This is a genomic window from Novosphingobium sp. FG137 (genome assembly GCF_057809735.1).
On sequence record NZ_JBMDKN010000007.1, the window covers coordinates 72,325 to 83,553 of the forward strand.

9 protein-coding genes are annotated in these 11,229 nt (G+C 65.3%); 2 read left to right on the forward strand and 7 right to left on the reverse strand.

The window, feature by feature from the left end; all coding sequences use genetic code 11:
- Positions 1-89: 89 nt before the first annotated feature.
- The 5 genes from ACODS2_RS18475 to ACODS2_RS18495 all read right to left on the reverse strand — a co-directional run bounded on the left by ACODS2_RS18475 (position 90) and on the right by ACODS2_RS18495 (position 8,256).
- Positions 90-1,493 (reverse strand): uracil-xanthine permease family protein, encoded by a 1,404-nt coding sequence (locus ACODS2_RS18475; RefSeq protein WP_489000136.1) that lies wholly within the window; start codon positions 1,491-1,493, stop codon positions 90-92.
- A gap of 13 nt (positions 1,494-1,506) precedes the next feature.
- Positions 1,507-2,868, reverse strand: a complete 1,362-nt coding sequence (locus ACODS2_RS18480; protein WP_489000137.1) for an 8-oxoguanine deaminase — start codon at positions 2,866-2,868, stop codon at positions 1,507-1,509.
- Between the two features lie 10 nt (positions 2,869-2,878).
- Positions 2,879-3,991 (reverse strand): purine nucleoside permease, encoded by a 1,113-nt coding sequence (locus ACODS2_RS18485; protein ID WP_489000138.1) that lies wholly within the window; start codon positions 3,989-3,991, stop codon positions 2,879-2,881.
- A 73-nt stretch (positions 3,992-4,064) separates the two neighbouring features.
- Positions 4,065-6,476, reverse strand: a complete 2,412-nt coding sequence (locus ACODS2_RS18490; protein ID WP_489000139.1) for a TonB-dependent siderophore receptor — start codon at positions 6,474-6,476, stop codon at positions 4,065-4,067.
- 244 nt (positions 6,477-6,720) lie between these two features.
- Positions 6,721-8,256, reverse strand: a complete 1,536-nt coding sequence (locus ACODS2_RS18495; RefSeq protein WP_489000140.1) for an adenosine deaminase family protein — start codon at positions 8,254-8,256, stop codon at positions 6,721-6,723.
- A 135-nt stretch (positions 8,257-8,391) separates the two neighbouring features.
- Between ACODS2_RS18495 and ACODS2_RS18500 the strand changes: the two genes are divergently transcribed.
- Both ACODS2_RS18500 and ACODS2_RS18505 read left to right on the forward strand, forming a co-directional pair.
- Entirely contained in the window at positions 8,392-9,327 is a 936-nt protein-coding gene (locus tag ACODS2_RS18500; RefSeq protein ID WP_489000141.1) for a LysR family transcriptional regulator, read from the forward strand.
- 85 nt (positions 9,328-9,412) lie between these two features.
- A complete protein-coding gene (locus ACODS2_RS18505) occupies positions 9,413-9,943 on the forward strand; it encodes a phosphoribosyltransferase (protein ID WP_489000142.1) in 531 nt (176 codons plus the stop codon).
- Between the two features lie 129 nt (positions 9,944-10,072).
- On the opposite strand, the gene ACODS2_RS18510 is transcribed toward ACODS2_RS18505, so the two are convergent.
- A complete protein-coding gene (locus ACODS2_RS18510; protein ID WP_489000143.1) occupies positions 10,073-10,744 on the reverse strand; it encodes a cytochrome b/b6 domain-containing protein in 672 nt (223 codons plus the stop codon).
- Positions 10,745-10,763: 19 nt separating this feature from the next.
- Positions 10,764-11,225 (reverse strand): c-type cytochrome, encoded by a 462-nt coding sequence (locus ACODS2_RS18515; RefSeq protein WP_298167703.1) that lies wholly within the window; start codon positions 11,223-11,225, stop codon positions 10,764-10,766.
- Between the last annotated feature and the right edge of the window lie 4 nt (positions 11,226-11,229).

Sequence of the window (11,229 nt, forward strand, 5' to 3'; positions counted from 1 at the left end):
GCCGCCCCTATGCCGCGCCGACCCCTACCGATCCAACGCAATGAACCGGACGGTTTGTTGCAAAAAAGAGAGCGCTCGTCACCATGTGCTCACCCCCCATCCCCGGCAAGAACTGCGCCTTGCGGCTCCTCGTCATCGGCAGTCTCTTCGGGCAGCAGCAGATTGAGCAGGATCGCCAGCACCGCCGCCGGCAGCACGCCGGAAGAGAGCAGCATCCGCGCCGTCTCGGGTAGATGCGCCAGCGCCGTCGGTTCCAGTTGTAAGCCGAGCGCAAGCGACAGGCTAACTCCGAACACCAGCATGTTGCGCTGGTTCCACACGACCCCCGCCAGCATCGAAAGCGCGGCCGAGGCGACCATCCCGAACATCACGATCACCCCGCCGCCCAGCACTTCGATGGGGATCGTGGTGATCACAGCGCCGATCTTGGGCACCAGTCCGCACACGATCAGGAACAGCGCGCCCAAGGTCACGACATGGCGGCTCATCATGCCGGTAATCGCGATCAGGCCGACGTTCTGGCTGAAGGTCGTGTTGGGCAGCGCACCGAAGATCGCCGCAAGCGCCGTGCCCGCCCCATCCGCCGCCACCGCACCCTTGAGCTCGGCATCGGTTGCGGGCCGCCCCGCCGTCCCCTCGCAGATCGCCTCGACATCGCCGATGGATTCGATGGAGGAAACAAACCCCGTCAGCACGAAGCCCAGCACCGCCGAGGCCGAAAGCGCAAAGCCGAAATGGAACGGCTGTGGCACCATCACCAGCGGCGCTGCCCCCACGGCTTCGAACGAAATCCGCCCCATCGCCAGCGCCACCAGATAGCCCGCAAGCAGCCCCAGCAGCACCGATGCCGTCGACCACAGCCCGCGCGCGAAGAACTTGAGGCCGAGTGTCGCAAAAACGACAACGCCCGCCAGCAGCCAGCTGCTCCCGGCGCCAAACGCCGGTGTGCCCACTGCCGGCACGCCGCCCGCCGAATACTGCACCCCGATCCGCATCAGCGAGAGCCCGATCATCAGCACCACCAGCCCCGTGATCAGCGGCGGAAGCGCAAACCGCACGCGGCCCACGAACACGCTCAGGGCCCCATGCACCAGCCCGCCGATCAGCGCCGCCGTGGTCAACTCCGCCATCGCGCCCACGCCGCGGCCCGCCACGATCGGAATCATCACCGGGATGAACGCAAAGCTCGTCCCCTGCACCAGCGGCAGCCGCGCGCCCACCGGGCCAAAGCCGACAGTCTGCATCAGGGTCGCGATCCCGGCGAACAACATGGCCATCTGGATCATGTAGATCAGCTGCGAGGGGTCCACCGAACCGAACCCGAAGCCCGCCGCCCCCGCGACAATGATCGGCGGCGTCAGGTTCGAAACAAACATCGCCAGAACGTGCTGGATGCCCAGGGGAAGCGCGAGGGCCATGCCGGGAAAGAAATCCGGATCACGGGCCTGCGCGCGGCTGACCGAGTTGGGCAATCTTCCAGCAGAGGGAGGCACGGCGGGCAGTCTCCTAGCCGGTGGCGATAAGCCGGTCGAGCGAACGGCGGGCTGCCGCCAGGATGTGCGCGCGGGGCGTGCGGACGAGGTCGCCGCCGCGCACGACCGCGCGGCCTTCCACAAACAGGTCCCGCACACCGGAAGGCGGCGCGAGGATGAGCCCGGCGACCAGATCCCACGCCCCGGTCGAGGCTACCTCGGCCATGTCCCACACCGCCACATCGCCGCGCATGCCCGGTTTCAGCTGGCCCAGATCAGGCCGCCCGAGTACCGCCGCGCCGCCGCGTGTCGCCAGCTTCAGCGCCTCGCGTGCGGCGAATGCTGTCGCGCCGTGCGTCACCCGCTGGAGCAGCATGGCCTGCCGCGTCTCGCCCAGCAGGTTCGCCGTGTCATTCGAGGCCGAGCCATCGACTCCCAGCCCCACCGGCACCCCGGCATCGACCATCGCCCGCACCGGCGCGACGCCCGAGCCCAGCCTGCAGTTCGAGCCCGGACAATGCGCCACCCCGGTCCGTGTGCGCGCAAAGAGGTCGATCTCTTTCGCATCGAGCTGCACGCAGTGCGCATGCCATACGTCAGGCCCGGTCCAGCCGAGTTCCTCGGCATATTGCCCCGGCCGGCAGCCGAACCGCTCGAGACTGAACGCCACATCGTCGGCATCTTCGGCCAGATGAGTGTGCAGCATCACGCCCTTGTCGCGTGCCAAGAGCGCCGCATCGCGCATCAGCTCGCGGCTCACCGAAAAGGGCGAACACGGCGCCACGCCCACACGCACCATCGCGCCGTCCGAAGCATCGTGGAACCGGTCGATCACGCGGATGCAGTCCGCCAGAATCGCATCTTCGCGCTCGACAAGACTGTCCGGCGGCAGGCCACCGGCGCTTTCCCCCACGCTCATGCTGCCGCGCGTCGCATGGAAGCGCACGCCGATCCCGGCGGCGGCATGGATCGTATCGTCCAGCGTCACGCCATTGGGAAACAGGTACAGATGATCCGAGCTGAGCGAGCAACCCGAAAGCGCCAGCTCCGCCAGCCCCAGCTGCGTCGCGGCATACACGTCGTCCGGCGTATAGCGCGCCCAGATCGGGTAGAGCCGCTTGAGCCAGCCGAACAACGAAGCCTCGGTTGCGCCCGGCACCGCGCGGGTCAGCGTCTGGTAGAGATGGTGGTGGGTGTTGATCAGCCCCGGCGTCACCACGCAGCCCGCCGCCTCGATAATCTCGTCGGCATGCCCGGCCAACGGCGCCAGTTCGGCGGTCGTTCCCACCGCGAGGATAACACCATCGCGCATGGCCACCGCGCCGCCCGCAATCTCGCTCCCCGCGTCATCCATCGCCGCCACCACGGCCGCATTGCGGATCAGCGTCAGGGTCATGAGCTTCCGCTCATTTCGGCGGGCTCTTTTCATAGCGGTCCCAGTGGCCCACGATCTCGTCGACCACCTTGCCGCCCACTATGTACAAGCTCTCCAGCGCCGCAGTCATCCCGGCATAGCCCTGGTTCTCGCTGAGGAGATAGGTCGCAGCATCCAGGCCCGGCGGCGGCATCGTGAAATTGCTGCCTGCGCGCAGCACCAGCACGCGGTCCCGGTCCGCCCGGCCGACCTTGGTGAGATATTCGATAGACTGGAACGTGCCCGTTTCCTCCATCGCGGAAGTGACGAATTCGCCCTTCCCTCGCGTCCAGAATTTCGTCCAGTCATTGGCCCACAGCGTCATCTTCGCGCCGTGCCAGAACGTCATCGCCGCAAGGTTATCGCCCTTCAGCACGAACGGCGGCTTCTGCGCATTGGGATAGCCCTTGAACGCCTTGCGGGCCTCGGCAATCCGGGCATCATCGGGCAGCGCCGTGTCTTTCGTAAGCGCATAAGCCCAGTCCTGCAGCGCGGGATTAAGCTCGAACATCTCGCCGTTCACCGGATCGAGCGGGGCCTTGTCCATCGGCCCCTTGCTGTGGAGCGCAAAGTAGCCGCTCGACCAGCCCTTCGGAATTTCGCGCGCATCGATCTCGTGCGCGATATCGCCGTCGATCAGATAGCGCGCCCAGGCGGCCGAACCGACCGAGGCATCCTCCGGATCGATCCCGGCGATCCCCGCCACCAGCCAATAGGCCTTGGACAGATCAAGCCGATCATCCAGCCCCAGCGCCAGTGCCGCCGTGGCCGATTTGATCGAACCCATGCCGGTTACGATGGCCAGCACGCCGGTTTCGGGATCATAGGCGAGATCGTGCCACCCTTGCGGGAACGGCAGCGTTTCGGTGAGGTTGCGGCGCTCTTTCCAGAGCTGGAACTCGCCCGGCTTGTCGCCGCTATCCGCGCCGATCTCGAACATGGTGACGACCACCACCCGCACCGGCAGTTTGACCGCGCAGGGCCGCGCCGGGGCGCAGGCCTTGACCGCAGCCAGCGTCGCGGCATCGGCCACTGGCGCGGCAGAAACAGCGGCCGGTGCCAGCAAGGCGGCGGCAAGAAACGCAAGTCGCGCGAGCAAGCGCATGGGTTTGATCACCCTGAAATCATTTCAGAAAAGTTGCGAGGGACGGCACTGCCGCCCCTCGCCCATGGGCTCGTCAGAACTTGTAGACGACCGAAGCCTGCCAGTTGCGCGGACGCTCGGGCAGTGCAATCGTCGCGCCGAACAGTTCGGTAAAGTTGGCGCGGAAGTAGGAGGCGTTGGTCGCGTTCTTCACCACCGCGCGGAACAGCCACGGACCGGTGGTGAACGAAGCGCTCACGTCAACCAGCGTGTAGGCCGGCAGCCGGACCGTCTGCGACTGACCCGAGAACACCGACGGCACGTGCGAAATGCTGCCCGCGAAGGCCAGACCATTGTCGAACGAGTAGGTCGCGGTTGCCGAGTACAGATCTTCTGGAATGCCCGCGCGGCGCGAGGCATTGCGGTTGGGGATCGGCACGAGACCGATCGGCTGGCCGCCAAGGTACAGCGCCGGGTTCAGGCCCTTCAGATCCTCGATGCCGAAGAAGCTGAACAGCACGCCGTCGCCGATCGCGGTCAGGTTCTCGACCTTGGTCTTGGTGTAGTTGGCCGAAAGCAGGAAGTGCTTGTCGACCGACCAGCGCAGTTCGGCTTCGATACCCTTGGTCTGCACCGCCTGGTTGGTCACGATCGCCTGCGAATTGCGATCCGTGCGGGTCTGCTTGTAGACCGAGACCGCCGCATAGAGCCGGCTGTTCAGGAAGCTGCCCTTGATGCCGCCTTCATAAAGCTTCGAGGCGCTGATGAACGCGCCCGAAAGTGCGTCAGCCGTCGTAATTTCCGCGCCCTGCCCGGCGATGATCGTCGATTGGCGCGAAATGGTGACATAGGGGATCAGCCCGAGGGGCAACTTGTAATTGGCGCTGGCCGACCACGACCAGCCACCCTTCGAGTTCTTCGCCGAGCCGGCACTGGTGGGATCCTCCAGCTTCGAAGCCAGATCGGCCGTCGTCACCTTGACGTGATCGTAACGGGCACCCAGCGTGAGATCGAGGCCGAAGTTGAAATCGAGGTTGGCCAGACCGGCAAAGCCGAGGTCGGTGTAGTGACCGACGTTGTAGCTGGTATAGTTGCAGTCGCATTCGGTCGAAAGCAGACGATCCGAAAGCGCGTTATACCCCACGGTCAGGTCGACGCGGTTGAAGTACTCATAGTTGAAGTCGTCGCCATGGCGGAAGTTCGTGTAACGGATCGACGGCGAGACTTCGAGCGAGAACTTGCCGATATCGGTCTTGAACACCTTCGAGACGACGATACGGTCTTCGATCACGTACGACTTGTGGAACTGCGAGAAGCCGTACTGGTTCTCGTTCTCGTTCCTGTAGCCATCGTAGAACAGCTGGTTCTTGATCTCGAGGTCGTTGCCGGCATCGAAGGCGAGATCAAGATAGGCCGTATTGGCCACGTTGTTCAGCTTGTCATCTTTCGCGGTCAGCGTGTTGCGCCGGTCCAGCTTGGCCGTGCCCACGCCGGTCAGGCCGGAATCGGGATACAGCGTGGCAAGGCACGCATTGTTCAGGCCGCCAAACGGGTTGGCAAACGGCGGGCTGGAGCAGAACGCGCTGCCGAACGGATTGAGCCCGAAACCGCCGTTGGCGACCTTGGCTTCGGCATGGGAAATCTGGCCGTCACCGTTGGTGTCCAGCGGCTTGGCCGCGCCGGTGATGTAATTGCCGTTGTCGACGAGGTCCTGCGTCAGGCGGTTCCAGCCGCCGTTCTGCTGGCCTTTGAAGTTGTGGTGCATGCCGCCGAACTCGAGCCGCAGGTTGGGCGCAAGGTCGGTATCGAAGGCGGCCTGCAGGATCGTCTGCCGGGTCGACATGTTGCGGTAGTAGCTGCCCGAATCCTCAACCTGGCCATAGAGGCTGTAGCCGAATTCCTGGCTGCCGATCTTGCCCGGACCGCGCACCTGCGCGCTCAGCACGTTGCGCGCCCAGCTGCCGCCCGTGTACGAAAGCTGCCCTTCGGGATTGTCGAGGAACTTGCCGCCCGCCGCGCGCGAGGTCAGCGGCACGAAGTTCATGTAGCCGCCGGTCTTCGACGGGCCATAGATCGGCGAGGCGGGGCCGCGCACGATGTCGATGCGGTCCGAAGCGCCGATCGGGGTCGGGTAGTTGCCCGGGTTGTCGAGGCGGCGGATCCCGCGGAAATAGACTTCGCCGGGGGTGCCGCGAATGTCGAGAGCGCCGCCGACGCCGAAGAACGAGTTGGTGAACACGCCCGGCGATTGCGACACGAGATCATAGATCTCGGTGATGCCGAAACGCTCGATCTGCTCCTTGGAGACGGTCGAGGCCGAACGCGGGGTTTCAACCAGGTTCTTGTCGAAGCCGAAGATCGAGCCGACGTCCTTCACCGGCAGCGCGTTCAGCGAGCCTACGACGACGATTTCTTCCTTGGCGGGCGGCTCATCGGCGGGGGCTTCCTGCGCGAAGGCGGGCGCGGTCAGCGCGGTGCAACCAAGAAGCGCAACAAGACCTTTCACAAGGCTGCGCGGCGCAAAAACTTGCGCGGAACTATTCGGGTAGAGCATTGAGAAACCCCCTGGGACGCAAAAGGCGCACCGCCCTCACTCGCCGTGAAGGCCGCAATGCGCGTGGTTGAAACCGCGCCTCTCCCGCAAACCCTCGGGTATCTTCCCTGCCGCCATGCCGCTCTTCGCAGCATCCCCGTGGCTGGGTGCACCCGTTTTTTATAATGCCACTGACTTGGCAAATCGTATTACGCTCTTAAGGCACCTTTCCGGCCCGCGCCAGACGTGCGCCCTCGTATGCTGCAAATTGGTGTTCAAGATCTGCCTGTAGCCGCGCCTTCTCGTTGCCCGCCAGATACTTGCGGCAAGAAGGTGTGGCAAAATCAGCACAGGCCGCCACCGGCACCAGCGCGACCGGATCGCTCCACAGCGGCCCGCCGGGCACGAAGGAATAAGCAAGGCCCGCCCGCGCGATCTGCTTGAGCTCAGGATAAGTCAGCCCCTGCTCGCGCACGGCACGGACATATTCATTCGTCATGTCGGAGCGCAGCACACCCTCGTCATCGGTCGAGAGCACCACCGGCACGCCGTGCGCACGATAGAGCCGCAAGGGATGGTCCGCGCCCTTGACGCCAAGGATCACAGCGTTGCTGGTGAGGTTGATCTCGACCGCAATCCCCTCACGCGCCATGCGGGCCATGGTATCCTCGGCCTGATCCTCGAAAGCGATCCCGGTGCCATGCCCGATCCGCTTCGCGCCAACCGCCACGGCCTGCGCAATATGGTCCTTGAGGTCCGCTGGCGGCACCTGCCCAAGCGTTACCTCGCCGGCATGCAGTGTCAGCTTAACGCGCGGATATTTCGCGGCGAGGAAGCGGATCATCGCCATGTGCAGGCCGTAATCGCGGCGCGCCAGCCAGGCATCCTCGGGCATCACGATATTGACGCCAACGAAGCGCGGATCCGCATCCGCCATCATGAAACCGAGGATCAGCGAGCGGTAAACCTGCCGCGGCGGCAGCGCGCGCAGCGCCTGGAACAGGTAGTGCACCGCCACCTTGCAGGCGGGCTCGGCCGCCGCCGTGCCGCAGGACATGGCCTTGGCCGAAGCCGCCTCGTCCGCATCGAGTTCGGCCCGCGCGCGGGGCACCAGCGGCGCAAAATCCTTTGCCTCGCTTGCGTAGACGGCAGCAAGGTCCGCTGCGGCGATGGGCGCATCGCCCGCTGCGCGCACCACCGAAACGAGGGTGTTCGTGTTGTGATCAAGCTCGAGATAGGAAACATGGTCCCCCGCCGCGATGCGCCGCGTCGCGGTGAGCATCTTCGCGGTCTCGCCGCCCATTTTCCCGAAGCGGTCGAACGAGCGGAAGAACTGGGTATGGCCGGAAACGTCGTTCTGCCCCACCCCGCGCTGGAAACCGCGCGTCGACATCGCGTCGATCAGCCGGTCCATGCCGAATTCGTTGGTCGCCGCGAACCGATCGATCGCGCGCTCCGCCGGGCACGGTGGCGGCTCAACGCTCAGCCCCGCCTCGTCGACACAGAAGCCCTTGGCTCCGGCCCAACTCAGGAAATCCTCGGCATAGATCGCGCCGGCAAGGTGGTTGTGAAGGTCCCCGCCCTTGGGCATGCCGCGCAGCAGCACGCGCAGCGCCGGCGGGCTCTCACGCGCCTCCTCGATCAACTTGGCAACCGCGGCCTCGCGCGCGGGATCGTTCAAAACGGGCTCGGCGATCACCGGAGCGGCGGAAGCGGCGAGCAGCGCCGCGCCCAGCGCGCGCCGTGCCATCATCCAACTGCCCCCTGCCCTGCGACCCAAGTTTCGATCCCGTTTGTTGCGTTGCGGCGTGATTATGGCCTTGACCTGTTTCGCGCAAATGCAATGAATCGCGCAAGGTGTTGCGAAAATTAGGTAGGGTAAAAATCGGTGCCGGCATTCTCCCGCTTCCTGCGCTATTTCCTCGCCGTCGGCCGCCTCGGCTCGATCCGCAAGGCGGCGGACGAGCTCAATGTGTCGGCCTCGGCGATCGACCGCCAGATCCTCAATGTCGAGGCCGAAATCGGCATGCCGCTGTTCGAGCGCCTGCCGACCGGCCTGCGCCTCACCGCTGCCGGCGAGATTTTCATGGCGGCGGGCGGGCGCTGGCAGAAGAGCCTTGCCGAAGTGCGCGCGCAGATCGAGGACTTGCGCGGGCTGAAGCGCGGCCATGTCGAAATCGCGATCATCGATGCGCTGGCCAAGGGCGTGATCCCCGCCGCGATCCAGTCGCTCCAGAGCCGCTATCCCGGCATCACCATCGAAGTGAAAGTCGCCGCGAACGATTCTGTGCGGCGGATGATCGCCTCCGGAGAAGTTGATTTCGGCGTGTTCTTCGGCCCCGAATCCTACCGCGACATCACCGTGCGCGCCTTCGTCGACGTGCACCTCGGTTTCATCACCCCCGCCGGCCACCCCTTCGGCGAACAGGCCGAGGCGCGCTTTTCATCCTGCGTCGGCTCGCCCGTCGTCGTGCCCTCCAGCCCGCTTGCGGTCCACCAGCAGATCGCCGTGCTCGAGGGCACCACGCGCATCACGCTCGACCGGAAGGCGACAAGCAACAACATCCAGATGATCACCAGCCTCGTGCTGCAGGGCATCGGCATCGGCATCCTCACCTCGCTCGATGTGGTGACGGAGGTGCGCGAGGGCCTCCTCTCGTTCACCCGCATTTCCGATCCCGTGCTGCGCCCGATGACCCTCGCGCTGTGCACTGCCGCCGCCCGCCCGCCGAGCTATGCCGCAGATATCGTGCTAGGCGAGATCCAGACCGCGTTTGCCGAACTCGCTTGGCCGCCGGCGGGCACCGCGCGCAATTCCGGTTGAAAAGGTGCCCTTGCCGCAATTGCCCCGCGCGGCGGGAATCGGTAACCGCTCTCCTTTGCTGCCCGACAAACGGACCCCAACGGACATGACCGAAGCTGCCGCTCCCGTGCTGAACTACATCCCCTACGAGGATTTCCTGCGCAGCGTTCGCAGCCTGTCGCGGCTGCTGGCAGCCGATAGCTGGAAGCCCGACTTCATCATCGGCATCGGCAGAGGCGGCCTCGTCCCTGCGGTCTACATCAGCCACGAGTTGCAAGTGCCGATGCTCTCGATCGATCATTCCTCGAAAGTCCCGGGCTTTGCCGACGAACTGCTCGGCAAGGTGGCGGACAAGTCCACCACCGGCACGCGCCTGCTCTTCGTGGACGATATCAACGACAGCGGCGGCACGATTGCCTACATCCGGGGCCTGCTTTCGGAAAACGGCTGCAACCCCGATAACCTGCGCTTCGCGGTGCTCAAGGACAATTGCCGCTCCAAGGCCCGCGTTGATTACACCGCCGAAGTGATCGACCGCGCCGAGGACAAGCGCTGGTTCGTCTTCCCGTGGGAAGCGGTGATGACCGCCGAAACGCTGGCGGAAGAAGCCCAGGCCGTGCCGGAGCGGCTCGGCTGAAATCGCTCCACAGAACTCAAGCAAAACCGCTCATGCTGAGCTTGTCGAAGCATCGCACTCGGCCGTAGTGCCAGCACCCTTCGACAAGCTCAGGGTGAGCGGAGTGGGGCTGTGCCTGGCTTGGCAGCTTCAGCCCAGCTTGAACCCGTTCATCACCAGCCAGGTCAACGCGCCGACCCCGGCAATCCCAACCAGTGCCATGACCGGCGACCACTTCACATCCTCGACCGCTTCGCCCTTGGCCCGGTCCCGCCGCCCGGTGATCATCGGCCCGATCAGGTTGTGCGCATTGAGCACCTGATAGTAGCCGATAGCGAGGATGTGCAGGCCAATCACCGCTAGCGCCGCCTTGAACACGGCTTCGTGCCATTCGGAGGCCGTGCGGCCTGCATCAAAGCTCACCCAGTCCGCCAGCGGCCCGGATTCGATCCCGTCGATATCGACCGCGAAAAGCCCCGCCACTGTGATCGTCAGGATCACCGCCAGCAGCACGGCCACGCTCCAGCCGCCCAAGGGATTGTGCCCGTCGGAAGGCGTCTCGCCGTCGTGCGTCCTCAGATAGGCGGCAATCGCGCCAGGCCCTTTCAGGAACTGCGCAAAGCGCGCCGTGCGCGATCCGGCAAAGCCCCAGAACACGCGGAACACCACCAGCGCGAAGATGGCGTAGCCCGCCTGCCGGTGGCGCTCCATGTCGTGGTTCTCACCGCTCCACCAGGCAATGCCGAACAGCGCGATCAGGCTCCAGTGGAAGACCCGCACAAACGGGTCCCACACCTTCACGGTTTCGTCTTCAGTGCTCATCCCCAATGGCCTCTTCGCCTCAGTCCTCGGCGCGGAACTGCTTGTGGCAGGCTGCGCACGTGCCGCCAACGGCCTTGAACTGCGCCAGCACCGCCGCAGTGTCGCCCGATCCGGCAATCCCGACCAGCTTGTCTGCCTCGGCCACCAGCTTGGCAGAGGCGGCATCGAAGGCGCCCTTTTGCGTCCAGATCGCCGGCAGCGCATCGGTCTTCACGCCCGAGGACGGCCCGGTCCCCGGCGTGAACAGCACCCATTGCGTCCGCGCCGTGGCCGCCAGCGTGCGCGCGGCGGCGAGCAGCTTGGCCTTGTCCGCCCCGCCGCCCAGCTCATCCTTCAGCGCCTTCATCGCGCCGCCCATCTTCTTGAAGTTGGCTTGCCGCGCGGCAATGGTCTCGGCAGGCGAGGCAGCGATGGAGGCGGCCCCGCCAGCCACCAGGGCGGTGAGTGCGGCGGCGATCAGGAACGGTCTTGCTCGGGTCATCGGC